Origin of the sequence: Nonomuraea sp. NPDC050536, from assembly GCF_044457685.1 — a bacterium.
Lineage (GTDB): Bacteria > Actinomycetota > Actinomycetes > Streptosporangiales > Streptosporangiaceae > Nonomuraea.
Map to the genome: position 1 here is coordinate 103,987 of NZ_JBITHD010000005.1, position 23,272 is coordinate 127,258.

General features: G+C 69.7%; 25 protein-coding genes. 15 read left to right on the forward strand and 10 right to left on the reverse strand.

Annotated features, from left to right (window positions below; all coding sequences use genetic code 11):
• Window positions 1–38: 38 nt before the first annotated feature.
• Both ACIBHX_RS16485 and ACIBHX_RS16490 read left to right on the forward strand, forming a co-directional pair.
• Window positions 39–1,064, forward strand: coding sequence for a GDP-mannose 4,6-dehydratase (locus ACIBHX_RS16485; RefSeq protein WP_397067929.1), 1,026 nt, complete (start codon window positions 39–41; stop codon window positions 1,062–1,064).
• A gap of 85 nt (window positions 1,065–1,149) precedes the next feature.
• A complete protein-coding gene (locus tag ACIBHX_RS16490) occupies window positions 1,150–2,007 on the forward strand; it encodes a hypothetical protein (RefSeq protein WP_397067930.1) in 858 nt (285 codons plus the stop codon).
• Window positions 2,008–2,158: 151 nt separating this feature from the next.
• Here the strand turns inward: ACIBHX_RS16490 and ACIBHX_RS16495 are convergent, their stop codons facing one another.
• Window positions 2,159–3,031 (reverse strand): LLM class flavin-dependent oxidoreductase, encoded by an 873-nt coding sequence (locus ACIBHX_RS16495; protein ID WP_397067931.1) that lies wholly within the window; start codon window positions 3,029–3,031, stop codon window positions 2,159–2,161.
• A gap of 113 nt (window positions 3,032–3,144) precedes the next feature.
• Between ACIBHX_RS16495 and ACIBHX_RS16500 the strand changes: the two genes are divergently transcribed.
• Window positions 3,145–3,639, forward strand: a complete 495-nt coding sequence (locus ACIBHX_RS16500; protein WP_397067932.1) for a MarR family winged helix-turn-helix transcriptional regulator — start codon at window positions 3,145–3,147, stop codon at window positions 3,637–3,639.
• A 114-nt stretch (window positions 3,640–3,753) separates the two neighbouring features.
• Window positions 3,754–3,951, forward strand: coding sequence for a hypothetical protein (locus tag ACIBHX_RS16505; protein WP_397067933.1), 198 nt, complete (start codon window positions 3,754–3,756; stop codon window positions 3,949–3,951).
• Window positions 3,952–3,980: 29 nt separating this feature from the next.
• On the opposite strand, the gene ACIBHX_RS16510 is transcribed toward ACIBHX_RS16505, so the two are convergent.
• From ACIBHX_RS16510 to ACIBHX_RS16520, 3 genes are all read right to left on the reverse strand, one after another.
• A complete protein-coding gene (locus tag ACIBHX_RS16510) occupies window positions 3,981–4,391 on the reverse strand; it encodes a DUF2000 family protein (RefSeq protein WP_397067934.1) in 411 nt (136 codons plus the stop codon).
• Window positions 4,392–4,545: 154 nt separating this feature from the next.
• On the reverse strand, window positions 4,546–5,394 hold the full coding sequence (locus tag ACIBHX_RS16515; protein ID WP_397067935.1) for an SRPBCC domain-containing protein: 849 nt from the start codon (window positions 5,392–5,394) through the stop codon (window positions 4,546–4,548).
• Window positions 5,387–5,944 (reverse strand): ArsR/SmtB family transcription factor, encoded by a 558-nt coding sequence (locus ACIBHX_RS16520; protein ID WP_397067936.1) that lies wholly within the window; start codon window positions 5,942–5,944, stop codon window positions 5,387–5,389. The genes ACIBHX_RS16515 and ACIBHX_RS16520 overlap by 8 nt, the downstream gene beginning before the upstream one ends.
• A 102-nt stretch (window positions 5,945–6,046) precedes the next feature.
• On the opposite strand from ACIBHX_RS16520, the gene ACIBHX_RS16525 reads away from it, so the two are divergent.
• Complete coding sequence (locus ACIBHX_RS16525) at window positions 6,047–6,889, forward strand: AraC family transcriptional regulator (RefSeq protein ID WP_397067937.1); 843 nt, start codon at window positions 6,047–6,049, stop codon at window positions 6,887–6,889.
• Between the two features lie 634 nt (window positions 6,890–7,523).
• Here the strand turns inward: ACIBHX_RS16525 and ACIBHX_RS16530 are convergent.
• Window positions 7,524–8,708 (reverse strand): cytochrome P450, encoded by a 1,185-nt coding sequence (locus ACIBHX_RS16530; RefSeq protein ID WP_397067938.1) that lies wholly within the window; start codon window positions 8,706–8,708, stop codon window positions 7,524–7,526.
• Between the two features lie 343 nt (window positions 8,709–9,051).
• Between ACIBHX_RS16530 and ACIBHX_RS16535 the strand changes: the two genes are divergently transcribed.
• From ACIBHX_RS16535 to ACIBHX_RS16580, 10 genes are read left to right on the forward strand one after another with little or no spacing between them, the layout of a single operon-like run.
• The gene (locus tag ACIBHX_RS16535; RefSeq protein ID WP_397067939.1) at window positions 9,052–9,897 is read left to right on the forward strand and encodes a fumarylacetoacetate hydrolase family protein; all 846 of its coding nucleotides are present in this window, start codon (window positions 9,052–9,054) and stop codon (window positions 9,895–9,897) included.
• A complete protein-coding gene (locus tag ACIBHX_RS16540) occupies window positions 9,894–11,180 on the forward strand; it encodes an L-fuconate dehydratase (protein WP_397067940.1) in 1,287 nt (428 codons plus the stop codon). Before ACIBHX_RS16535 ends, ACIBHX_RS16540 begins: the two co-directional genes overlap by 4 nt.
• A complete protein-coding gene (locus ACIBHX_RS16545) occupies window positions 11,177–11,917 on the forward strand; it encodes an SDR family NAD(P)-dependent oxidoreductase (protein WP_397067941.1) in 741 nt (246 codons plus the stop codon). The genes ACIBHX_RS16540 and ACIBHX_RS16545 overlap by 4 nt, the downstream gene beginning before the upstream one ends.
• A gap of 14 nt (window positions 11,918–11,931) precedes the next feature.
• On the forward strand, window positions 11,932–12,954 hold the full coding sequence (locus ACIBHX_RS16550) for a sugar ABC transporter substrate-binding protein (RefSeq protein ID WP_397067942.1): 1,023 nt from the start codon (window positions 11,932–11,934) through the stop codon (window positions 12,952–12,954).
• Window positions 12,954–14,426, forward strand: a complete 1,473-nt coding sequence (locus ACIBHX_RS16555) for a sugar ABC transporter ATP-binding protein (RefSeq protein WP_397067943.1) — start codon at window positions 12,954–12,956, stop codon at window positions 14,424–14,426. The genes ACIBHX_RS16550 and ACIBHX_RS16555 overlap by 1 nt, the downstream gene beginning before the upstream one ends.
• Window positions 14,423–15,412 (forward strand): ABC transporter permease, encoded by a 990-nt coding sequence (locus ACIBHX_RS16560; RefSeq protein ID WP_397067944.1) that lies wholly within the window; start codon window positions 14,423–14,425, stop codon window positions 15,410–15,412. The genes ACIBHX_RS16555 and ACIBHX_RS16560 overlap by 4 nt, the downstream gene beginning before the upstream one ends.
• The gene (locus ACIBHX_RS16565) at window positions 15,412–15,717 is read left to right on the forward strand and encodes an L-rhamnose mutarotase (protein WP_397067945.1); all 306 of its coding nucleotides are present in this window, start codon (window positions 15,412–15,414) and stop codon (window positions 15,715–15,717) included. Before ACIBHX_RS16560 ends, ACIBHX_RS16565 begins: the two co-directional genes overlap by 1 nt.
• Window positions 15,714–16,625 carry an aldo/keto reductase gene (locus ACIBHX_RS16570; protein WP_397067946.1) on the forward strand — a complete coding sequence of 304 codons (912 nt, stop codon included), beginning with the start codon at window positions 15,714–15,716 and terminating at the stop codon, window positions 16,623–16,625. Before ACIBHX_RS16565 ends, ACIBHX_RS16570 begins: the two co-directional genes overlap by 4 nt.
• Before the next feature lie 31 nt (window positions 16,626–16,656).
• Window positions 16,657–18,012 (forward strand): glutamate decarboxylase, encoded by a 1,356-nt coding sequence (locus ACIBHX_RS16575; RefSeq protein WP_397067947.1) that lies wholly within the window; start codon window positions 16,657–16,659, stop codon window positions 18,010–18,012.
• A 5-nt stretch (window positions 18,013–18,017) separates the two neighbouring features.
• On the forward strand, window positions 18,018–18,359 hold the full coding sequence (locus ACIBHX_RS16580; RefSeq protein WP_397067948.1) for a TMEM175 family protein: 342 nt from the start codon (window positions 18,018–18,020) through the stop codon (window positions 18,357–18,359).
• A gap of 1 nt (window position 18,360) precedes the next feature.
• On the opposite strand, the gene ACIBHX_RS16585 is transcribed toward ACIBHX_RS16580, so the two are convergent.
• Genes ACIBHX_RS16585 through ACIBHX_RS16605 form a run of 5 tightly spaced genes read right to left on the reverse strand, consistent with a single transcriptional unit; the run spans window position 18,361 to window position 23,245 of the window.
• Complete coding sequence (locus ACIBHX_RS16585; protein WP_397067949.1) at window positions 18,361–19,308, reverse strand: DNA polymerase ligase N-terminal domain-containing protein; 948 nt, start codon at window positions 19,306–19,308, stop codon at window positions 18,361–18,363.
• A 34-nt stretch (window positions 19,309–19,342) separates the two neighbouring features.
• Complete coding sequence (locus ACIBHX_RS16590; RefSeq protein ID WP_397067950.1) at window positions 19,343–20,017, reverse strand: FadR/GntR family transcriptional regulator; 675 nt, start codon at window positions 20,015–20,017, stop codon at window positions 19,343–19,345.
• Between the two features lie 25 nt (window positions 20,018–20,042).
• The gene (locus ACIBHX_RS16595) at window positions 20,043–21,068 is read right to left on the reverse strand and encodes an MBL fold metallo-hydrolase (RefSeq protein ID WP_397067951.1); all 1,026 of its coding nucleotides are present in this window, start codon (window positions 21,066–21,068) and stop codon (window positions 20,043–20,045) included.
• 46 nt (window positions 21,069–21,114) lie between these two features.
• Window positions 21,115–22,230: a steroid 3-ketoacyl-CoA thiolase gene (locus tag ACIBHX_RS16600; RefSeq protein ID WP_397067952.1), complete on the reverse strand. Its 1,116-nt coding sequence runs from the start codon at window positions 22,228–22,230 to the stop codon at window positions 21,115–21,117.
• Between the two features lie 43 nt (window positions 22,231–22,273).
• Entirely contained in the window at window positions 22,274–23,245 is a 972-nt protein-coding gene (locus tag ACIBHX_RS16605; RefSeq protein WP_397067953.1) for a sigma-70 family RNA polymerase sigma factor, read from the reverse strand.
• Window positions 23,246–23,272: the final 27 nt, after the last annotated feature.

Genomic DNA, 23,272 nt, shown 5'->3' on the forward strand with positions numbered 1-23,272 from the left:
CGTCCCAACGGACGCGGTTGCGATAGTTGGAGGACCCGTTGCCCCGGCGCGCTCTGATCACCGGTATCACTGGCCAGGACGGTTCCTACCTGGCGGAGCACCTGCTCTCGGAGGGGTACGAGGTGTGGGGCCTGGCCCGTGGCCAGGCCAACCCGCGGGTTTCGCGCATGCGGAAGCTGCTGTCCGACGTCCAGGTGGTGCGCGGGGATCTGCTCGACCAGGGGTCGCTGATCTCGGCGGTGGAGCGGGTCCAGCCCGACGAGGTGTACAACCTGGGCGCCATCTCGTTCGTGCCCATGTCGTGGGAGCAGGCCGAGCTGACGGCCGAGGTGACCGGGATGGGCGTGCTCCGGATGCTCGAGGCGATCCGGGTGTGCTCGGGGGTCTCGCGGGGGGTCGGCGCCGGTGTCGGCAATATCCGCTTTTATCAGGCTTCGTCATCCGAAATGTTCGGCCAGGTCACGGAGACGCCGCAGAACGAGTCCACCGGGTTCCACCCTCGCTCGCCGTACGGCGTGGCCAAGGCTTACGGGCACTTCCTCACGCAGAACTACCGCGAGTCGTACGGGATGTTCGCGGTCTCGGGGATCCTGTTCAACCACGAGTCGCCGCGGCGTGGCGCGGAGTTCGTCACGCGCAAGGTCACGCTCGGGGTGGCCCGCATCAAGCTCGGCCTGGCCACGGAGCTGCGCCTGGGCAACCTGGAGGCGCGCCGCGACTGGGGGTTCGCCGGTGACTACGTCCGTGCCATGCACCTCATGCTGCAGGCCTCGACGCCCGAGGACTTCGTGATCGGGACGGGCCACATGAAGTCGGTCCGCGAGCTCGTCGAGGCGGCCTTCACGGCGGCCGGGCTGGACTGGGAGCAGTACGTCCTCGTCGACCAGGCACTCCACCGGCCGGCGGAGGTCGACCTGCTCTGCGCGGATCCGAAGAAGGCCAGGGTGCAGCTCGGCTGGGAGCCGACGGTGTCGTTCGACGACCTGATCGCCATGATGGTCGAATCAGACCTCCGCCTCCTGACCAACGGCGGCGACCCCGACCAGGACAGCTCCTGGCCCTAACCAACGCCGCTACCCCAGGGCAGCTCTTGACGCTGGGCCCCTGGTGCATGCGTGAGCGTGGGCGGTGCCTGTGGATGACGGTTGGGTGTCCACAGAATTCGGTTCGGGCCGCCTGCCGTACGCGCGCACGAGAGATCCTCGGGCGCGTGACCCCACCCTTCTGGAACGTGCCCGGCGCCTCACCCGGGCCGTGCCTCTGGCCGTGGCGTGCCGGCAGACCGCCGCCCACGTCTGGGGCCTGCGCGCCCTCCCGTGCAACACCCGTGAAGACGACTGGCCGGTGCAGATCGTGGCGCCCGCCCACCTGGCCAGGCCCGACTGCGTGACCCACCTCGGCCACCTTCCCGAGCGCGACGTCACCCACCACAGAGGCGTCCGCGTCACCACGCCCGACCGCACCGCTCTCGACTGCGCCCGCTGGCTGCCGAAGCTGGACGCGGTCGCCGCACTGGACCAGTTCCTGCGCCGAGGCGTCGACCTCGACGTGCTCCTGCGCCAAGCCACCGGTTTCTGGCGGCTGCGCGACACCCTCTGCCTGGCCGACCCGGGTGCCGCCTCGCCCAGGGAGAGCTGGCTGCGCGTCATCCTCGTCGACGGCGGCCTGCCACGGCCCGCGACCCAGATCCGCGTCCCCCTCACCGGCGGCCGGGTCGCCTACCTGGACCTCGGCTGGGAGCAGTACAGACTCGCAGTCGAGTACGACGGCCGCGCCCACCACACCTCACCCACGGACCGTGGCCGCGACGAGTTCCGCCGCCAGGAACTGTGCTGCCACGGCTGGCGCGTCATCGCCGTCGGCCGCGACGTCATCCCCGCCCACACGTCCCACCTACTGGAAACGGTCGCCAACGCCCTCATCGAATGCGGCTGGCAACCCACCCCGCAAGAAACCCTCCGCATCCTCCGCCAAATCCGCACCACCCGCCGCCGCCCCTCCCCCTAACCCACCCCACCATCACCCATCCCCGACCCCGCGTCGGGCGCGCGTGGCAATCATGTGCCTGGCGGTGCTGCTTGGCCGGTGTCGCGGAATCCGCCTCGCGCTGCCGTGGGCAGGGGTTGAGGGCTCGCCGTACTGGATCGTGGCAGCAGGGCTAGGCGGCGTTGGCGCGAAGGGCCGGGAGGACCTCCTGGGCCAAGGCGGCCGCCTGCGCTCGAGGGTCGGGACCGGCGGGCATGAAGTTCATGGACGTGAAGCCGAGCGCCTGCAGTTCCAGCAACCGCTCCGCGACCACGGCGGCCGATCCCGAGACGGTGTCCGAGTCGGCATCCTGGGCGCCGATCAGGAAGGAGACGTTGTACACGCAGGCGACGTCCTCCGGAGACCGCCCGGCCTCGGCGGCCGCCTCGAGGATGCGGGCCCGCATGGCCACGGCCTCGGCGGGTGGAGCGAACCCGAGCGACGGGATCCACCCGTCCGCGAGTCGCCCGGTGGCGGCGAGGGCGCGCTTGCCGTACGTCCCCAGCCAGATCGGGATCGGCGTGTCCGGCTTGGGCGACATCTCGGCATCCTGGGTGCCGTACCGCGTCCCCTGGTAGGTGAAGGAGGTCTCGGACCACAGCCCGCGGATGATGTGGATCGCGTCGACCATCCCGTCGACCTTCTCCCGCGCCGTCGGCACCCCGAGCCCGAACCCGCGGAACTCCTCGTCGGAATACCCTCCGCCGAGGCCCAGGATGAGCCGTCCGCCGGACAGCCGGTGCAACGACTCGGCCATCTTCGCCACCATCGCCGGCGACCGGTACGGCACGCCCAGCACCCGCGTCGCCAGCCGGATCCGCGAGGTGGCCGCGGCCACCCAGGTCAACATCGTCCACACCTCGTACGTCGGAGAGGCGCCGGAGGGGTGGTCGGAGCACGACACGAAGTCGAACCCCAAATTCTCGGCCTCTCGCGCATCCCGCACCGGATCCGCCCCCGCCTTCGCGGAAGGCGAGATCCCGAGCCCGAACATCGCCATCCCCATGACCACTCACCCTTCTCCACGGCCTACGACACGTCCTCAAAGGGTCGCGCCGCCTCAAGTGGTTTACATGTAACCCAAAACTTGGTTACACGTCAACGACTAAGGTGGAGGGCATGGACGGGGAGCCGAGATGGCTGGACGACGAGCAGCAGCGGGCCTGGATCGGGTACCGGCGGATGCGCCTGCTTCTGGAAGCGCAGATCACGCGGGACCTGGCTCGTGACTCGGGCCTGTCGGCGCCTGACTACGACGTGCTGTCGGCGCTGTCGTCCACCGAGGGGCGCCGGTGGCGGCTCACCAGCCTGGCCCAGCGCATGCTCTGGTCCAAGAGCCGCCTGTCACGCCACATCAGCCGGATGGAGCAGCGCGGCCTCGTCACCCGCGAGGAGTGCGAGACCGACGGCCGGGGAGCCGTGGTGGTCCTCACGGACGCCGGCATGCGCGCCATCGAAGCTGCCGCCCCGGACCACGTCGAGTCGGTGCGCCGCCACTTCGTCGACCTGCTCACCCCGGACCAGCTCGAGGTCTTGGCCTCGATCTCCGAAACGGTCCTGGCCCGCCTGGTAGAACACAACCCCGAAATCCGAGCCGCCCAATCCGGCCCCTAGCCCCCACCCCGGTGGTGCGGATCGTGCGGCGGACCCTCCGATGGACGTGCTGATGCCGGGCATGGACGGCATCGAGACGCCAGCCCACGTCAAGCCCTTGACCAGACACGCGACGTGCCGATCTTCCTGACCGGCACCGACATCGGCGCGGGCGCCGCCTTACGCGGCTACACCGTGGGCGCCGTCGACTACATCACCAAGCCCCTTCGACCCGTGGGTGAGGCGTGCGGCGGGCTCTACCCGGGAGGGTGTGCGGTCTGCACGGGTGTGAGTCATGCTCTATCCCGGGTGGTGTGCGGTCTGCGGGCGTGAGTCATGCCGCGGGAGTGCCGTGGGTGGGCTCAGGGGTGGAGGGGGAGGCCTTTGAGGGTTTTGTCGAGGGGGTTCTTGGGGCCGTAGATGGCCAGGCCGGCCAGGCGCATGTCCGCGGACTCCACGGCTTCGACGGCGGCTCGGTTGGCCTCGTCGTGGCCTGTTTTGAACATCTCGTCGATGTAGACGGCCACGTCCAGGCCCCGGGACTTGGCCTTGTCGCGGATCTGGGCGAGCTCGTCGTAGGAGGCGCTGTACACGAGGACCGGCTGGCGGAACATCGACAGATACTCGACACCGGATCCGTCCCGATAGGGGGCGCCGATGGTCTCCGGGTGTGAGCCGGTCACGGCGCTCGCCAGGAACGCCGTGACGTTGAGCTTCTGCCAGACCGCAAGGTCAGACCGCACCACAATGCCGATCTTCGTATCGAAACGCATGCGAACCACCCTCCCTCGAACACCGAGGGAGCGTCTTGAACGCTGGTGCGGCTAACAACCCGTCCTTGTGAAAGGCCCGGAGGCGGCCGCTGACTCGACCGCGGTCCCTGGGAGCGCCGCGGTGAGCTGGGTGCTCCCAGGAAGGGCCGAGGGATCAGACGGCGCCCGTGGGGGAGTGGCGCCAGATGGGGGCCCAGTTGGGGATCTCGTGGTAGCGGCGGAGTTCCGAGAGGCCCGACAGGCTGCCGGCCCAGGAGGCGTAGGGCGGGCGGGTCCCGTCGAAGCCGCTCTGGATCATCGTGAGCCGGGTCTTGCCGTCCGAATCCGCCAGTTCCCAGGTCGAGACGCCAGGGCTGCCCCAGTCGATGGTGAGCTTGGCCCCGGGCTCCAGCTCGAGGATCTTGGCTCCGTCGCCGTCGCCGTCGCCCATGGCGACGCGGCCGCCGACGACGGGGTCGATCTCGACCGGGTATCCGAACCAGCGGGTGACCGCCTCCGAATCGACGAGCGACTCGAACACAGCCTGCGGTGTGGCCGAGATCAGGACCGAGGCACGCAGGTCCGGCGCGGTGAAGTCGACCTTGGGTGTGAGCGGCCGCCCGTCGATGTACTCGGCCAGGTTGGCCAGCGCCAGGCACCAGTACGTCATCAGCACGCCACGGACCGACGACTCCGCGAGCGCCTCCTCGAAGGAGAAGTGCGTCTGCGACACCGACACGATCGTCGCGTCGGGCCCGTCCTCCTCCAGCGAGAACTCGGTCGTGGTCCGCTCGCCGTCCAGATCCCAGGCGAAGCGCACCGTGCGCTCGTCCAGGTGCAGGAGCCTCTGGTGCGGCGCCGAACCCTCGGGCGTGTAGCGGCCCCAGAACTCGTAGCGGTCGGGCGGATCGACCTCGGCGTGCTCCGCCAGCCACACGCGCAGCGCCGCGGGGTCGGTCAGCGCCTCGTGCACCTTCTTGAGCGGCGCGGCGACGCAGGCACGGACAATCATCGGATCACTCATGGTCCTCTCCCTTGGGGTAGCAGGCGATGGCGAGCTTGAAGGGGTCCCCTTCCGCTCCGCCGTACCGGGCGAAAAGATCCTGCATCAGGCTCTGCACCTCTTCCAGGAACTGCTTGCGCAGCTCCGGCTGGACGCGGATCTCCCCGGACAGGCCGAACGACGGCAGCTCCGGCGCCGAGCGGTCGAGCCCGGCGATGTCGCGCTGGACCTCCTCCATGAGGTCCACCAGGTAGCCGAGGCTGAGCTCGTCCTGGGCGCGGTGCAGCCCGATGCGGCCGACCAGGCGCGGCGACAGCCAGTAGGAACGGGCGCCCGCCTGGTAGATCCCCTCGTGGATCCCGCGCACCTTGCGCTCGGACACCTGCTCCACCAGCCCCGCCTCGACCAGGCGCTTGACGTGGTAGTAGACGCGCTGCGGGCTCTGCCCGAGCCGTTCGGCGACCTCGCCGCAGGTCCGCGGCTCGGCCAGTTGCCGCAGCACCTCGACGCGCTGCGGCTTGAGCAGGGCCTCGGCCTGCTCGATCTGCTCCAGATACAGGACATCTCTCATCGCAAAAACAATCCTTTACATAAAAATCCTCCTTGTCAATAGATCTCCAAGGGTGAGAGGGGGTTTGCGCGGGATGGGCCGACATTGATGGAGGATGGGGGCATGAGCGAGGCCGGAGACTGGGCTCGGTACTGGCGGGAGCGCGAGCGCCCGCTCGAGGCCATGCACGCCCACTTCGAGCGGCACGTCTACCACCGCCACAGCCACGACACCTACTCCTTCGGCGTCACCGAGGACGGCGCGCAGTCCTTCAGCTGCCGCGGGTCGCGCCACACCAGCGCCGCGGGCATGGTCATGGCCTTCAACCCCGACGACCCGCACGACGGCCACGCCGCCGACGCGCTCGGGTTCACCTACCGGATCGTCCACATAGGTCCGGAGCTGGTCTCCGGCGTGCTCGACGATGTCACCGGGCGGGTGAGCGGGCTGCCGCTCTTCGCCGTGCCGGTGGTGGACGACCCGCTGCTGGCCGAGGCGCTGCGCGACCTGCACGCCGCGCTGCTGGGCGGCGCGGGGCAGCTCCGCCGCGACGAGCTCCTCAACGCCACGGTCGCCGCGATCGTACGGCGCGCCGCCGCCAGCCCACCGCGCGCCACCTCACTCCAAGGGCTCACTTCTCGTCATGCGCGGGGGACCGGGGTCGCGGGGCGCGTTCGGGAGCTCATCCACGATCGGTTCCTGGACGACCTGGCACCGGAGGAGCTGGCCGCCGTGGCGGGGACCAGCCGGTTCGCCGTCTATCGGGCCTTTCGCGCCCGCTACGGCATGCCGCCCAGCGACTACCAGCGCCAGCTCCGCCTCCGCGTGGCGCGCCGCCTCATCGCGGCAGGCGTCCCGCTCGGGCAGGTCGCCGCCGAGACCGGCTTCGCCGACCAGAGCCACCTGACCCGCTGGTTCACCCGCTACTTCGGCCTCACCCCCGGCACGTACCGCGAGGCCTCCTAGCCGCTTCGACGCTTCCCCTCCCCGAGCGCTGCCGTCCCTGAGCGCTGCTGTCCTTGAGCAGGGCTGTCCTTGAGCGCTGCTGTCCTACACGCGGCTTTCCGGCCTCCCCAGAGGTACGGCAGGCCACCCCCACCGCCACCCGCCGCACGCGGCAGGGCTCCGTCCAGGGAGACGCTCCTCCAGCGCGTGGCCGGCCGCCACTACGACGCCCTGTAGCCCACATCCCAGGGCCTCAGCGGGCCGCCGTTCAATGGCGCCGACGACAGTCGACCAACATCTCGCCGACCCGGCGCCAGGAGGGGCGTTGCCGTGGGGCAGGGGGCAGGGGGCAGGGGGCAGGGGGCGCGCATCCTGGGAGGCTGCGTGTCGGGGGGCTGTGTCCTGGGAGGTTGCGTCCTGGGGCCGCCGCGTACCCCGGGTCTCGGCGGGCCGCCGTTCAGGGCGCCGAGGACCGCCGTCCGGCGTCTCGCCGACCCGGCGCCAGGAGGGGGCATGGTCGTGGGAGGGGCAGGGGCGCGGGCCGGGAGGCTACGTGTTGGGAGGCCGTTTCCTGGGAGTTGCGTCCCGGGGCAACCGTGACCGTGGTGGGAGGGTGCGGGTTGGGGTGGCGGCGTGGGTTGGGGGGTGGTGGGGGTTAGGAGAGGGATACGGGGAGTTCTTTTATGCCGTTGATGAAGTTTGAGCGGAGGCGGCGGGCTTGGCCTGTTTGGTGGAGGTGGGGGTAGCGGCGGGCCAGTTGTTCGAAGAGGATGCGGAGTTCGAGCTTGGCCAGGTGGTTGCCGAGGCAGAAGTGCGCCCCTCCGCCGCCGAAGCCGATGTGCGGGTTGGGGTCGCGGCCGATGTCGAAGACCTCCGCGTCAGGGAAGACCGAGGTGTCGCGGTTGGCCGAGGAGTAGAAGACGACGACCTTGTCGTCAGCCTTGATCTGCTGCCCGCCGAGCGTGAGGTCCGCCGTGGCCGTACGCCGGAAGAGGTTCACCGGCGAGACCCAGCGCACGATCTCGTCGGCGGCCGTGCGGGCCAGCGACGGGTCGGCGACCAGGCGTTCCCACTGCGTGGGATGCTCGAAGAGGGCGAGCATCCCGCCGGAGGCGGCGTTGCGGGTGGTCTCGTTGCCCGCGACGATCAGCAGCAGCACGAACAGGTCGAATTCGCTCTCGTCCAGCGTCTCGCCCGCCTCCGAGGGCTGCAGGAGCTTGGTGACGATGTCGTCGCGGGGCGCGGCACGGCGCTGGGCGGCCAGCTGGTTGGCGTAGGCGTAGACCTCGCCGGCCGCGGCGCCGCCCTCCTCGGGTGAGGCCGCGTAGTCGGGATCCTGGGCGCCGATCATCCGGTTCGACCAGTTGAAGAGCTTGTCGCGGTCCTCGACGGGCGCGCCGAGCAGTTCGCAGATCACGTAGAGCGGCAGCGGCGCGGCCACCTCGGTGACGAAGTCGACCTCCCCGGAGCACTTGTCCAGCAGGTCGTCGCAGATGTCGCGGATGTGCTGTTCGAGGCCCCCGATGGTGCGTGGCGTGAACCCGCGGTTGACCAGTGACCGCCGCCGCGTGTGCTCGGGCGGGTCCTGATTGAGCATCATCAGCCGCTGCAGCTCCACCTGCTCCTGCGGCACCTCGTCGAACAGGGCGAGCCGCCGGTGCGAGGAGAAGAGCTCCGAGTGCCGCGAGACGTGGACGACGTCCTCGTAGCGGGTGACGGCCCAGAAACCGGGCTCGCCCGCGTGCCGGTAGACGGGTTCGTTCGCCCGCAACCAGCGCAGCTGCTCGTGGGGTGGCCCCGCGGTCGCGTAGTGGTCCCGGTCGACGAGGTCGATGTGCACTCCAACCACCCTTGATCAAGCGCTTGGTTAAATAGCCGTATTGAAACGTGTTCTATTACGCCTTCCGGCCTGAGTCAACCTTCACTAGAACAGGATCTTGCTACGGTGACCATAAAGTCGCAGTCATCGGGTCTTTGGCCGAACCAGATGGCGGCATCGCCAGAACCATCAAAGATCGGAGCTGAAGGGGGCAACAACACCCTTTGCAACCGTTTGTCGTGCGCGTCCAACGAATGTGATCTCCACAGATCGGATGTTTCGCGTTCCGAAGCCTTGACAGCGCCCACCTCCTGAGACAAGCATCGGGGCTAGAGACATCCGATGTATAGGCGAAGGATGCGGTGTGAAGCTGCTGCGAGTAGGACCTGTCGGCCAGGAGCGCCCGGTGGTGATGGACGCCGCCGGCAACCTGCGGGACATCGGGGAGCCCGAGATCGACGGGGCTTTCCTCGCTTCCGGGGGAGTGGCGCGCGTCCGTGACGCGCTGGAGCGTGACGCCCTGCCCGTGGTCGACGCCGAGGGACTGCGCGTCGGCGCCCCGGTCGCGCGCCCGGGCAAGATCGTGTGCATCGGTCTGAACTACAGCGACCACGCCGCCGAGTCCGGCGCCGCCGTACCGAGTGAGCCCGTGGTGTTCATGAAGGCGCCCAACACGATGATCGGCCCCGCTGACCAGGTGCTCGTGCCCAGGGGGAGCACGAAGACCGACTGGGAGGTCGAGCTGGCCGTGGTGATCGGCCAGACCTGCCGCTACCTGGAGTCCCGGGAGGAGGCTCTCAGCCGGATCGCCGGGTACGCGATCTCCAATGACGTGTCCGAGCGGGAGTTCCAGCTGGAGCGCGGCGGGCAGTGGGACAAGGGCAAGTCCTGCGAGACGTTCAATCCGATGGGCCCGTGGCTGGTGACCGCCGACGAGGTGTCCGACCCGCAGGACCTGGGGATGCGGCTGTGGGTGAACGGCGAGCGGCGCCAGAACGGCAACACCAAGAACATGATCTTCGAGGTGGCCGAGATCGTCCGGTATCTGAGCCAGTTCATGGTGCTCGAACCGGGCGACGTCATCAACACCGGCACTCCCGCCGGAGTGGCCATGGGGATGCCCGGCCAGCCGTACCTGCGTGAGGGGGACGTGGTGGAGCTGGAGATCGACGGCCTGGGCCGCCAGCGGCAGACAGTGGGGCAAGCATGAGCTACCGGATCGTGGGGATGGAGACCCACGACATCCGCTTTCCGACCTCGAGGGAACTCGACGGTTCCGATGCCATGAACCCCGATCCCGACTACTCGGCCGCCTACGTGATCCTGCGGACCGACGACGGCTACTCCGGGCATGGGTTCGCCTTCACCATCGGGCGCGGCAACGACGTGCAGACGGCGGCGATCAGCGCGCTGGAGCCGCACGTCATCGGCAAGGATGCCGAGGACCTGGGCTCCCTCTACAAGGAGATGATCAACGACTCGCAGCTGCGCTGGCTGGGGCCCGAGAAGGGCGTCATGCACATGGCGATCTCCGCCGTGGTGAACGCGCTGTGGGACCTGAAGGCCAAGCGCGCGGGCAAGCCGCTGTGGGTGCTGCTGTCGGAGATGACGCCTGAGGAGATCGTCGACCTGGTCGACTTCCGCTACCTCAGCGACGCACTGACCCCGGAGCAAGCCCTCCAGATCCTGAAAAATGCTGAAAAGGGCAAGCAAGAGCGGATAAATCATCTCAAGGCGCATGGGTACCCGGCCTACACCACGTCCCCTGGCTGGCTCGGCTACGACGACGACAAGCTGCGCAGGCTCTGCAAGGAGGCCCTGGACCAGGGGTTCAAGCAGATCAAGCTGAAGGTCGGCGCCGACCTGCAGGACGACGTGCGCCGCTTCACCACCGCCCGCGAGGTGTGCGGCCCCGACTTCCCCATCGCGATCGATGCCAACCAGCGCTGGGACGTCTCCTCGGCCATCGAGTGGGTGAACGCGCTGCGCCACTTCAACCCACACTGGGTGGAGGAGCCCACCAGCCCGGACGACGTCCTCGGCCACGCCGCCATCGCCGAGGGCATCAAGCCCATCCCGGTGGCCACCGGCGAGCACGTGCAGAACCGGATCGTCTTCAAGCAGCTCCTGCAGGCGGGAGCCATCTCCTACCTGCAGATCGACTCGGCCAGGGTCGGCGGTGTCAACGAGAACATCGCGATCCTGCTGCTGGCGGCCCGCTTCGGCATCCCGGTCTGCCCGCACGCGGGCGGCGTCGGGCTGTGCGAGCTGGTGCAGCACCTGTCGATGTTCGACTACGTGTCGATCAGCGGGTCGATGGACGACCGGGTGATCGAGTACGTCGACCATCTGCACGAGCACTTCGTCGACCCGGTCGTCATCACCAACGGCCGGTACGCCGCCCCGGAACGGCCCGGATTCAGCGCGGAGATGCACGAGGAATCGATCGTCGCCCACAGCTACCCCGGCGGCGAGGTCTGGAGGGACCAATGAGAGCCCCACTGAAGGCGCTCGTGACCGGTGGCGGATCCGGGATCGGCCTGGCCACCGCGACGCTCTTCGTCGAGCGCGGGTGGCAGGTCGCCTGTCTCGACGTGAATCCGCCCGGCGACCCGTTCGTCGGCATCAAGGTCGACATCACCGATGACGCCCAGGTACGCGCCGCGGTCGCGGAGGCCGCCGAGCGGCTGGGCGGCATCGACGTCGTCGTCAACAACGCAGGCATCGGCGCCCAGGGCACGATCGAGGACAATCTGGACTCCGAATGGCAGCGGGTGTTCGACGTCAACGTCTTCGGCATGGTCCGGGTGGCCAGGGCGGCCCTGCCGTACCTGCGGGGGTCGGAGAACGCCTCGATCGTCAACACCTGCTCGATCGCGGCGACGGCCGGGCTGCCGAACCGGGCTCTCTACAGCGCCACCAAGGGCGCGGTGCTGTCGCTGACGCTGGCGATGGCGGCCGACCACGTCCACGAGGGCATCCGGGTCAACTGCGTCAACCCGGGCACCGCGGACACGCCGTGGGTCGGCCGGCTGCTGGACGCGGCCGACGATCCAGAGGCCGAGCGCATGGCACTCAACGCCAGGCAGCCGATGGGCCGCCTGGTCAGGGCGGAGGAGGTCGCCGCGGCGATCGCCTACCTGGCCGGGCCGGAGGCCGGCGCCACCACGGGCACCTCGCTCGCGGTGGACGGCGGGATGCAGGGATTGCGGCTCCGGCCGACGAACTAAGGAAGGTACCTCCCATGAAGCTCGCACCAGCCCTCGCGACAGCGGCAGCGGCCGTGCTGCTCGCGGCCTGCTCCAACGGCACCACCGCCTCAGGAGGCGGCGGTGGCGGGAAGGTCGGCATCGACCACCCGCGCGCCGACTCGGACTTCTGGAACTCCTACATCAAGTACGTCCCGCAGATGGCCAGTGAGCTCAAGGTCGACCTGATGCCGCCGACCAACTCGCAGAACGACGTCACCAAGCTGGTCAGCAACGTCCAGGCGCTGACCGGCCAGGGCGCCAAGGCGATCATCATGGCCCCGCAGGACACCGGCGCGATCGCCACGACCCTCCAGCAGCTGGAGAACAAGAAGATCCCGGTCATCTCCGTCGACACCCGCCCGGACAAGGGCAAGGTCTACATGGTGGTACGCGCCGACAACCGCGCCTACGGCACCAAGGCCTGCGAGTTCCTCGGCCAGCAACTGGGCGGCAAGGGCAAGGTCGTCCAGTTGCAGGGCGCGCTGTCGTCGGTCAACGGGCGTGACCGGTCCGAGGCGTTCCTGGACTGCATGAAGACCAAGTTCCCCGGCATCACCGTCTTCAGCGAGCCGACGGAGTGGGAGGGCAGCAAGGCCGCGTCCATGCTGCAGACCCGCCTGGAGCAGAACCCGGACATCAAGGGGATCTACATGCACGCCGGCGGCGTCCACCTGGCGCCGACGCTGCAGGTGCTCAAGCAGAAGGGCCTGCTGGTCCCGCCGAGCGACCCCAAGCACGTCTTCGTGGTCTCCAACGACGGCATCCCGCAGGAGTACGAGGCGATCCGCAAGGGCGAGATCGACGCGACGGTCTCCCAGCCGGCCGACCTGTACGCCAAGTACGCGCTCTTCTACGCCAAGGCCGCGATCGAGGGTAAGACGTTCAAGCCGGGCCCGACGGACCACGACAGCACGATCATCCAGCTGCCCAACGGTCTGGAGGACCAGCTTCCGGCCCCGCTGGTCACGAAGGACAACGTCGACGACAAGACCCTTTGGGGCAACCAGGTCAAGTAATGAAAAATCACGTTGAAGCTCGAAATGTCACGAAGCGCTTTGGTCCGACGACCGCGCTGAACGGCGCGGGCATCGAGATCGCCGAGGGCGAGACCCGCGCGCTCGTCGGCAGGAACGGCGCGGGGAAGTCCACCCTGGTGTCGATCCTCACCGGGCTCCAGCGGCCGGACGAGGGCGAGGTGCTGTACTCGGGAGAGGCGGCGCCCGTCCTCGCCGACAGGGACGCGTGGCGGCAGCGCGTGGCCTGCGTCTACCAGAAGTCCACGATCATCCCCGCGCTGACCGTGGCCGAGAACCTCTTCCTCAACCGGCAGGGCACCTACATCAAGTGGCGTGACCTGCGTGCCAGGGCCCGCGAGCTGCTGGCCACCTACGAGGTCGACGTCGACGCCGAGGCGCTGGCCGGCTCGCTGAGCGTGGAGCAGCGCCAGCTGCTGGAGATCGCCCGCGCGCTGTCGTTCGGCGCGAGGTTCATCATCCTCGACGAGCCCACGGCCAGGCTGGACGGCCCGGCCATCGAGCGCCTCTTCACCCGCATGCGGGCGCTGCGCGAGCAGGGCGTGACGATGATGTACATCTCGCACCACCTGGACGAGGTGTACGAGATCTGCCAGAGCGTCACGGTCTTCCGCGACGCCCGCCACGTGCTCACCAAGCAGGTCGCGGACCTGCCGCACGACGAGCTCGTCGCGGCCATGACCGGCGAGGCCACCCTGGCCTACGAGTCTCGCTCCCGTACGGCGGGCACCGACGTGGTCCTGGCGGGGGAGAGCCTGTCGCTGGCCGGCCGCTACACCGATGTTGATATTTCCGTTAAATCGGGAGAGGTCGTCGGCCTGGCGGGTTCCGGCAGCAGTGGCAAGGTCAGCGTCGCGGAAACCCTGGTGGGCCTCCGCAAGCCGGACGCGGGCACGGTGACGATCAACGGCCGGCCCGTGAAAACCGGCGACGTGCCCGCCGCCCTGGAGGCCGGGCTCGGCTTCGTCCCCGAGGACCGCCACCATGAGGGCTTCGTCCCGCTGCTGTCGGTGGGCGAGAACGCCACGATCCCGATCGCCCGCAAGCTCGGCCGGTTCGGCATGGTGATCCCGGCCAAGCGCCGGGCGAAAGCCGTACAGCTCATCAAGGACCTGGACATCAAGACCGAGGGGCCCGACCAGCCGGTCGGAGACCTGTCCGGCGGGAACGCGCAGAAGGTGGTGTTCGCCCGGGCGCTGGTCGACGACCCGTCCGCGCTGGTCGTGATCAACCCGACCGCAGGGGTCGACGTGAAGGCCAAGCAGGCGCTGCTCGGCGCCGTGGAGGACGCGGTCGAGCGTGGGGCGGGGGCCGTGGTGGTCTCCGACGAGCTGGACGACCTGCGGATCTGCGACCGGGTGCTGGTGATGTTCCACGGCAGGGTCGTCAAGGATGTGCCGCGTGGCTGGACCGACCACGAGCTCGTGGCCGTGATGGAAGGCATCGAAGAGTGACCACATTGACTGCGCCCACCCCCCGCGTGCGGATGGCCAGGTTCAGGGACCTGACGCTGGTCCCGGTGATCGTGCTGCTGCTCGTGGTGGGCGCGATCCTGGACCCGACGTTCCTGACGGCGGGCAACCTGACCAACGTGCTGCAGCAGCAGGCCTCGATCTCGCTGCTGGTGCTGGCCGAGGCGATGATCCTGATCGCGGGCAAGTTCGACCTGTCGCTGGAGTCGACGGTCGGCACCGCGCCCGGGCTCGCGGTGATGCTGGTGATCCCGGCCGCGGCAGGCGGGTTCGGCCTCAACCTGCCAGGGGTGCTGGTGATCCCGCTGGCGCTGCTGATCGGGGCGGCCATCGGGGCGTTCAACGGGTTCCTGATCATCAGGTTCCAGCTGTCGGCGTTCATCGTCACGCTGGCCATGCTGATCATCGTGCACGGCCTGCTGCAGGGGCCGACCCAGGGCAAGACGCTCTTCCAGCTGCCCGACTCGATCCTGTACCTGGGCAGCGCCGTGTGGTTTGGCCTGCCGGCCTCCATCTGGATCGCGGGCGTGCTGTTCGCGCTCGGCATCTTCGGCATGGGCTATCTGCGGATCGGCCGCGCGCTGTACGCCATCGGCGGCAACATCGATGCCGCCAGGGCCGCGGGCATCCGGGTGGACCGGGTGCTGTGGGGCGTGTTCATCCTCGGCGGCGTGCTGGCCGCGCTCGCCGGCGTGCTGGAGACAGGTCGCCTGGGAGCCATCGGCAACGGGCAGGGCGTCGGCTGGATCTTCATGGTCTTCGCCGCCGCGGTCATCGGCGGCGTCAGCATGGACGGCGGCAAGGGCACGATCCTCGGCGCGCTCACCGGTGTACTGGTGATCGGCCTGGTGCAGAACATCCTCACGCTGAAGGGCGTCTCGGGCTTCTGGCAGCCCGTCGTCTACGGCTGCATCATCCTGATCGCGCTGATGATCAGCCGGATCGCGGGCGGAAAGGCGCAGGACTGATGGAACGGCTGGCCATCCACACCCGACTCAAGCCCGGCATGGAGGACACCTACGACAGCGAGCACGCCACGATCCCGGCCGAGCTCGAGGCGGCCATGCGCGAGCACGGCGTGCGCTCCTGGCGCATCTTCCGCGATGGGCTCGACCTGTTCCACTTCGTCGAGGTCGACGACTACGCCGTCCTGCAGGAGGCGCTGCGCGACCACCCGGCCGACCAGGCCTGGCAGAAGCAGATGAACCGCCTGCTGGACGGCGAGTTCGACAAGGACTCCTCGGGCCTGAAGCTGGTCTGGGAGATGACGTGATCGAGCTGCCGCGCCACGGCTTCGGCGCCGCCCCGATCGCGGGGTTGTACCGGGCGGTCAGCCCCGAGCAGGCCCGCGCGACCATGGACGCCGCGTGGGAGGCGGGGGTGCGGCTGTTCGACACGGCGCCGCACTACGGGCTCGGGCTGTCCGAGCGGCGCCTGGGCGAGGCGCTGCACGACCGCTCCGGGTACGTGCTGTCGACCAAGGTCGGCCGGCTGCTGCTCCCCGGTCCTGCAGGGCCTGACCCCGAGGGGTTCGACATCGTCTCCGACCTGCGGCGCACGTGGGACTTCTCGCGCGACGGGGTTCTGCGGTCGCTGGAGGAGTCTCTGGTACGGCTGGCCGTACCGAGGATCGACATCGCGCTCATCCACGACCCCGACGACCACGTGGAGCAGGCGCTCGACGAGGCCTACCCGGCGCTGGCCGAGCTGCGCGACCAGGGCGTCATCGGCGCGGTCGGCGTGGGGATGAACCAGTGGCGCGTCCCGGCGCGCTTCGTCAGGGAGACCGACCTCGACGTGGTCATGCTGGCCGGCAGGTACACGCTGCTCGACCGGTCAGGGCTGCCGCTGCTGGACCTGTGTGCCGAGCGCGGCGTCCGGGTGCTGGCGGCCGGGGTGTTCAACAGCGGCATGCTGGCCACCAGGGAGCCCGGCAGCACCTTCGACTACGTGCCCGCGCCCGGGCCGATGGTGGACCGGGCCAGGAAGATCGCGAAGATCTGCGAATCGTACGGCGTCGCCCTGCCGCAGGCCGCGATGGCGTTCCCGCTGCGGCACCCGGCGGTGGCCTCCGTCGTGCTCGGAGCCCGCTCGCCCGAGGAGGTCAGGGCCAACGCCGCGCTGTGGGAGCGCGAGATCCCCGAGGAGCTTTGGGCAGAGCTGGAGACAGTCGGTAGTTGACCGAATCCCGAAAGGGGGAACGCCCCTCGGCATGGCTCTGCACAAAGTGTCCGCGAAGTCCGCCTTCGAGGACGTCTACACCATGCCGCTGAGCGAGCAGACGCTGCCCAAATACCGCATGCCCGTCGGCGAGTCCGATCCGCGCGTGGTCTACGCGCTGCTCCGCGGCGAGCTGGCGCTGGACGGCAACTCCGCGCAGAACCTGGCGACGTTCTGCACGACCTGGGCCGACGAGGAAGTCCACCGGCTGATGGACGAGAACCTCGACAAGAACATGATCGACAAGGACGAGTACCCGCAGACGGCCGAGATCGAGAGCCGCTGCGTGCACATCCTGGCCGACCTGTGGAACTCGCCGAGCGAGCGGACCACGACCGGCTGCTCGACCACCGGCTCCAGCGAGGCGGCCATGCTCGGCGGGCTCGCGCTGAAGTGGCGCTGGCGCAAGCGCGGCACGGGCACCGGCCAGCCCAACCTGGTGTGCGGTCCCGTCCAGGTGTGCTGGGAGAAGTTCGCCCGCTACTTCGACGTGGAGCTGCGCCAGGTGCCGCTCGAGCCCGACGCCACCGGCCTGCGGCCGCACCAGCTGCGCGCCCACGTCGACGAGAACACCATCGGCGTCGTCGGCATCATGGGCGTCACCTACACCTGCGACTACGAGCCGATCGCCGAGCTCGCCGCGGAGCTGGACGCCATCCAGGCCGACACGGGCCTCGACATCCCGCTGCACGTGGACGCGGCCAGCGGCGGTTTCGTCGCGCCGTTCGTGCAGCCGGACGTGGTGTGGGACTTCCGGCTCGACCGGGTCGCCTCGATCAACGCCTCCGGGCACAAGTACGGCCTGGCGCCCCTGGGATGCGGCTGGATCGTCTGGCGCGACGCGGCGGCGCTGCCCGAGGAGCTCATCTTCCGGGTGAGCTACCTGGGCGGCGACATGCCGACCTTCGCGCTCAACTTCTCCCGCCCGGGAGGGGAGATCATCGCGCAGTACTACACGCTGCTCCGTCTCGGCCGCGAGGGTTACCGCAAGGTCCACCTGGCCTGCGCCGACACCGCCAAGTACCTGGCGGAGCGGATCACCGCGACGGGGCCGTTCGAGCTGCTCTACGACGGCGGTACGGCGCTGCCCGCGGTCTCCTACAAGCTGGCGGGCGACCCCGGCTGGTCGCTGTACGACCTGAGCGACCAGCTGCGCATGCGCGGCTGGCAGGTGCCCTCCTACCCGCTGCCGCCCGCCAGGCAGGAGACGGTCATCCAGCGGGTCCTGGTCCGGCACGGCATCGGGCGGGACGCCGTCTCGCTGCTCGGCGACGACATCGAGCGCTCCGTCGAGCGGCTGACCAGGGGGACGCCGCCCGACCACGCCAGGAAGGGGTTCCACCACTGACGGGTTTGCGGGCTTCCGAGCCGGATCGGCTGCTGGTGCTCACGGATGGCGTCTACGCCATCGCGGTCACGCTCCTGGTGCTGGACATCTCCATCGGCGCCGACCTGTCCCCGACCGAGTTCCTGGCCGCTCTGCACGCCGTACTGCCGAAGGTCGGCGCCTACGCGCTGAGCTTCCTGGTCATCGCGGCCCTGTGGCGCGCCAACCGCCGCATCTTCCTGCACGTCGTGCGCGTCGACGACGTGACGATCCAGGTCGCGCTGCTCTGGCTCATCCTGGTCCCGCTCAAGATCTCCCTCGGCCGCCGCTCCGGCCACCTCGAACGCCGGCTCTTCCCACCCCCATGACCTAAGGGGTGGGGATATAGAGCCAGGACTTGGAGACGCCGGGCTCGTAGGAGGAGGAGAGGCGTTTGGCGAGGATGCCGGGCAGGTGCTGGGCGCGGGCCGTCTGCAGGACGGGTTCGGGGTGGCCAGGCCAGCAGGGCGCCGTCTGCCAGCGCGCACCGGTGAGGTCGAGCGCGTCCAGGGCCTCGCGACGAGCGGTGTAGGGCTGCGTGGTCAGCGAGCGGCCGTCGTCGTAGAGGAGGTCGTAGGCCACGAAGACCCGCGTCCCCGAGAGGGTGACGATCTCGCCGTCCAGGATCGAGGTGCGGGTGCCGAAGGAGGCCGCCAGCGGGCGGAGCCAGGGATGCTCGCGGGCCGCGTCCGTGCGCCCGCCCTCGATCGGGACCAGCAGGCGCTGCCCGCCCCAGGCGAACTCGAAGGCGTAGGCGTCGGCGTCCCTGGGCGGTTTGGCGCGCTCGACCGGCAGCATGGGCTCCAGCGGCGGCAGCGGATCGCGCGTGGCGGCGCCCATGAGGTGGATCATCCAGTCCTTGCCCCTGGTCTGGAACAGCGCGTAGCGGCCCGAGACGCGCTCGCCGTGCAGGACGACCTTGACCTCGCGGTCGGACCACTTCTCCGGCTCGTAGACGCCGCGGTCCCAGACGGTCATGGCGCCGCCGCCGTACTCGCCCCTGGGGATGTCGCCGGAGAAGTCCAGATACTCGATCGGGTGGTCCTCCGTGTGCACGGCCAGGTGGTTGGTGCCGGGGTCCTGCGGCAGGCCTTTGGGGATCGCCCAGCAGGCCAGCACGCCGTCGCGCTCCAGCCGCAGGTCCCAGTGGAGGGCGCGGGCGTGGTGCTCGTGGATCACGTAGGCGTTGCCGTCACCGGGGTGCTCGGCCTCGGGGATCGGCTCGGGGGTGCGCGCCGGGTCACGCTTGCTGCGATAGTTCTCCAGTTTGTCGGCCACGAAGAGCCCATACCCATCCCCGGGCGAGGGAAGGTCAGGCGAGGGCGTGGCGCAGCCAGGATTCGACGCCGGCCACGTGGACCGTGGCCCAGGAGCGGGCGACGTCCGCCTGGCGGCCGGCCATGGCCTCGTAGATCGCGGTGTGCTGCTCCATCGTCTTCTCCAGCGCGCCTTCCTGGGTGAGGCCGCGCCAGATCCGGGCCCGGGTGGTCGGCCCCGACAGGCTCTCGATGAACGAGCACAGCACGCTGTTGCCCGAGCCCTGCGCGATGCGCTGGTGGAAGCGCAGGTCGTTGGCAACCAGCTCCTCGATCGTGGGCTCGGCGGGCAGCGACTCCAGGATGACGCGCAGCTCGTCGATCTCCTCGTCCGTCATGAGCTTGGTCGCCATCGCCGTCGCGGCCGGCTCCAGGATCCTGCGCACCTCGAAGAACTGCAGCACGGTGTCGTCGCGGTGCAGGTCGAGGACGAACGACATGGTGTCGAGCAGCAGGTGCGGCTCCAGGCTGGTGACGTAGGTGCCGTCGCCCTGCCGTACGTCGAGCACGTTGATGAGCGCGAGCGCGCGCACCGCCTCGCGCAGCGAGTTGCGCGAGAGGCCCAGCCGCTCGGCGAGGTCGGCCTCCTTGGGCAGCCGGTCGCCCGGGGTCAGCTCGCCCGAGAGGATCATTTGCTTGATCTTGTCGATCGCCGCGTCGGTGACCGCCACGCTCTTCTCCCTAGACATCGGATGTCTACGAGTCTAGAGCCTGGAAGCGCACGGGATCGACACCGGCCACCCGCCCGACCACGCCGCGCACCTCGAGGGCACGCAGATGGGCGGCCGCCTCGCCGGCCGCCATGCCCCGCAGCATGGGGGACAGCTGGTCCCACGGCCTGTTCCAGGTCATCATCGCGGCGGTCTCCCAGATGGTCGGCGGCTCCGCCCGCTCGGCCAGCAGGGCGGCCAGCCGTACGAGCTTGTCCTCGTGATGGTGGCGGATCTCGGCCGCCCGCGCGGCCACATCCGGAAATATCCACTCATGCGCGGGGAGCGCGTCGAGCGGGCCCAGCGTGCGCACCCGCTCAAGAGACTCCAGGAAATCGCCCAAAGGATCGACATCATCCCGGTCATACGGATAAATCCCGATGTGGGGGGTGATGTCGGGGAGGACGTGGTCGCCGGTGAACAGCCGGTCGGCGTCCTCGAGGTGGAGGCACACGTGACCGGGTGTGTGCCCGGGCGTGTGCACGGCGCGCAGCTTCCTGCCCGGCAGGTCCACCAGATCGCCGTCGCGCAGCTCCCGATCGGGCAGCGCGGGCGCGGAGAGCCTGCGTTCGGTGGCCGCCTCGGCGTCCTCGTCGCCCGCGCCGGCCCGCCGCAGCATGTCGGCCTGGAAGCTGCGGTGCTCGCTGTCGCCGAAGGAGTGCATGAGCCTGACCAGCGCCGCGTCGGCCTCGTGCAGCGCGATCCAGGCGCCGGACGCCTCCCTGACCTGCCCGGCCAGCCCCGCGTGATCCGGATGGAAATGGGTGACGACCACCCCGCTCACGTCCGAGACGTCCAGGCCCAGTGCCGCCAGCCCGTCGCGCAGCGCGGCCCAGGCGTCCGGATGGTTCCACCCGGCGTCGACCAGCACCGGCCCCCTGGGCGACTCGATCGCGTAGACGAGCGTGTAACCGAGCGGATTGCCGGGGATCGGCACGGGCACGCTCCACACCCCGTCCCCGAGGTCCTGCGGCCGTTGCTGTGAGTACGGCTGGCGCCGCGACGTCTTCATGGTGCTCCGAGTCTCGCTGAGGTGGCGTGGCGGCGGCCAGCGGTTTTCACGCCACCCGCTCCAGGATGGTCGCCGTGGCCAGCGCCCCTCCCGCGCACATCGTGACCAGCGCGGTGGCCGACTCCGAGCGTTCCAGCTCGTGCAGCGCCGTGGTGATCAGCCGGGCCCCGGTGGCCCCGACGGGATGGCCGAGCGCGATCGCGCCGCCGTTGACGTTGACCCGGTCGAGGTCCGGCTCGTGCACGCTCGCCCACGACAACACCACCGAGGCGAAGGCCTCGTTCACCTCGAACCTGTCGATGTCGCCCATCGTCATGCCCGCCGCCGTCAGGACCTTGGCCGTGGCGTCCACCGGCCCGTCGAGGTGGTAGTACGGCTCCGCGCCGACGAGGGCCTGGGCCAGGATGCGGGCGCGGGGCCGCAGGCCGTACTCACGAGCTTTTTCTGAGCTCATCAGCAGGACGGCGGCGGCGCCGTCGGAGATCTGCGAGGAGGTGCCCGCGGTGTGCAGGGCGCCGGGCATGACCGGCTTGAGCGCCGCCAGACTCTCGGCCGTGGTCTCGCGCAGGCCCTCGTCCCTGCGCACGTCGCCGATGGGGACGATCTCGCGCTCGAAGCGGCCGTCGGCCCACGCCTTGGCGGCCAGCTGCTGCGAGCGGGCGCCGAACCAGTCAAGCCGCTCCCTGGTGAGCCCCCGCCTGGCGGCGATCCGCTCGGCCGCGGTGAACTGGTCGGGCATGTCGATGCTCCAGTCGTCGGGCCGCGGCTTGGCGGGCAGCACGTTGCTGCCGAGCGGCGCCCGGCTCATCACCTCGACCCCGCAGCCGATCGCCACGTCGACCACGCCCGCCTGGATCAGCGCCGCCGCCAGATGTACGGCCTGCTGCGACGAGCCGCACTGGGCATCCAGCGTCGTCACCCCGGTCTGGTAGGGCAGCCCGGCATACAGCCACGAGTAGCGCCCGACGTGGCCGCCCTGCTCGCCCGCCTGGGTCACGCACCCGGCGAACACCTGGCCGACGACGGCCGGGTCGATGCCGGCCCGCTCGACCACGCCGTTCATCGCCGCGGCGAGCACCTGCTGGGGCTTGAGCCCCGACAGCAGGCCGTTGCGCTTGCCGATCGGAGTACGGACGGCCTCGACGATCACCGGTGTGCCCACAGTCGCCTCCAGAACGATGCTCTGGTGGAGACTGTAACGCGTTCTACTTTGCTTCGATAGAGCTCGGCAGGCCGAACGTCTCGAACAGGCTCAGGTCGAAGAACATCCCGACATGGCTGACCTTGTCGCCCTCGAAGGTGATGACCGGCATCCCGAACGGCCGGTAGACGTCGCCGTCGCGCAGGTACATCCCGAACGCCGGCTGCCCGTTCGCCCAGGTGGGAACCAGGTGCAGGTCGCCGGGGCCCTTGGCGGGGCACTGCGTGGCGATGAGCGTGCCGATGTTCTCGGGCCCCTGGTACCAGCCGATGAAGGGCGGCATCTCCCAGACGGCGTCGCGGGTGAACAGCTCGACGATGGCCGACACGTTGTAGTTCTCGAACGCGGCCACGTAGCGGTCGAGCTGCTCCTTCTGCTCGGGCGTGAGCGGCTCGTAGGTGTCGTCCTCGCTCGGGGCGACGTCGGCCAGCTGGGCGCGCGCCCGCTGCAGGCCGCTGTTGACGGCCGCCACCGTGGTGTCGAGCGCCTCGGCCACCTCGGTCGCCTTCCAGCGCAGCACGTCGCGCAGGACCAGGATCGCCCGCTGCCGCGGCGGCAGGTGCTGCAGCGCGGCGATGAGCGCGAGCCTGATGCTCTCCCTGGCACCCACGATCGTGGCCGGGTCGTCGACGCCCGCGGCGATCATGGAGTCGGGCATCGGCTCCAGCCAGGGCACCTCCGGCTGCTGCACCAGCTCGGCGGTCGGCTCCGAGCTCGGCGCCCCCAACCCGGTCGGCAGCGGCCGCCTGTTACGGCTGTCGAGCGCCGTCAGGCAGGTCGTGGTCGCGATGCGGTACAGCCAGGTCCGCAGCGACGAGCGGCCCTCGAACCCGTCGTAGGCCTTCCACGCGCGCAGGTATGTCTCCTGGACGAGGTCCTCGGCGTCGTGCACCGAGCCCATCATCCGGTAGCAGTGCGCCAGCAGCTCGCGCCGCAGCGGGTCCGCCTGCCGGAGGAACTCCTCGTTCGATGTCATGACCCCTGTATACAATCCCGCACCGAC

Excerpts from the sequence above, each read along its gene's own strand:
- ACIBHX_RS16495 (WP_397067931.1), bottom strand. The coding sequence starts at position 3,031 with ATGGGGATGGCGATGTTCGGGCTCGGGATCTCGCCTTCCGCGAAGGCG.
- ACIBHX_RS16500 (WP_397067932.1), top strand. The coding sequence starts at position 3,145 with ATGGACGGGGAGCCGAGATGGCTGGACGACGAGCAGCAGCGGGCCTGG.
- ACIBHX_RS16510 (WP_397067934.1), bottom strand. The coding sequence starts at position 4,391 with ATGCGTTTCGATACGAAGATCGGCATTGTGGTGCGGTCTGACCTTGCG.
- ACIBHX_RS16515 (WP_397067935.1), bottom strand. The coding sequence starts at position 5,394 with ATGAGTGATCCGATGATTGTCCGTGCCTGCGTCGCCGCGCCGCTCAAG.
- ACIBHX_RS16520 (WP_397067936.1), bottom strand. The coding sequence starts at position 5,944 with ATGAGAGATGTCCTGTATCTGGAGCAGATCGAGCAGGCCGAGGCCCTG.
- ACIBHX_RS16525 (WP_397067937.1), top strand. The coding sequence starts at position 6,047 with ATGAGCGAGGCCGGAGACTGGGCTCGGTACTGGCGGGAGCGCGAGCGC.
- ACIBHX_RS16540 (WP_397067940.1), top strand. The coding sequence starts at position 9,894 with ATGAGCTACCGGATCGTGGGGATGGAGACCCACGACATCCGCTTTCCG.
- ACIBHX_RS16545 (WP_397067941.1), top strand. The coding sequence starts at position 11,177 with ATGAGAGCCCCACTGAAGGCGCTCGTGACCGGTGGCGGATCCGGGATC.
- ACIBHX_RS16550 (WP_397067942.1), top strand. The coding sequence starts at position 11,932 with ATGAAGCTCGCACCAGCCCTCGCGACAGCGGCAGCGGCCGTGCTGCTC.
- ACIBHX_RS16555 (WP_397067943.1), top strand. The coding sequence starts at position 12,954 with ATGAAAAATCACGTTGAAGCTCGAAATGTCACGAAGCGCTTTGGTCCG.
- ACIBHX_RS16565 (WP_397067945.1), top strand. The coding sequence starts at position 15,412 with ATGGAACGGCTGGCCATCCACACCCGACTCAAGCCCGGCATGGAGGAC.
- ACIBHX_RS16575 (WP_397067947.1), top strand. The coding sequence starts at position 16,657 with ATGGCTCTGCACAAAGTGTCCGCGAAGTCCGCCTTCGAGGACGTCTAC.
- ACIBHX_RS16595 (WP_397067951.1), bottom strand. The coding sequence starts at position 21,068 with ATGAAGACGTCGCGGCGCCAGCCGTACTCACAGCAACGGCCGCAGGAC.
- ACIBHX_RS16605 (WP_397067953.1), bottom strand. The coding sequence starts at position 23,245 with ATGACATCGAACGAGGAGTTCCTCCGGCAGGCGGACCCGCTGCGGCGC.